The sequence below is a fragment of the Limosilactobacillus reuteri genome, from assembly GCF_020785355.1.
Classification (GTDB): Bacteria; Bacillota; Bacilli; order Lactobacillales; family Lactobacillaceae; genus Limosilactobacillus; species Limosilactobacillus reuteri_I.
Window position 1 is genome coordinate 1 of sequence record NZ_JAJGVH010000007.1, and the last position, 203, is coordinate 203.

Annotated in this window: 1 pseudogene; it reads left to right on the forward strand. The window is 40.9% G+C overall.

The features are described 5' to 3' along the window. Positions 1-203, forward strand: a pseudogene (locus LMB56_RS00035) (hypothetical protein); the annotation flags it as partial.

Genomic DNA, 203 nt, shown 5'->3' on the forward strand with positions numbered 1-203 from the left:
GAGTTGCTTAAGCTTTCACTCATCGATACTGAGTTACTCAAGCTTTCACTCATTGATACCGAGTTGCTTAAGCTTTCGCTCATTGAGACTGAGTTACTTAAGCTTTCACTCATTGAGACTGAGTTGCTTAAGCTCTCGCTCATCGATACTGAGTTGCTTAAACTTTCACTCATGCTTACTGAGTTACTCAAGCTTTCGCTCAT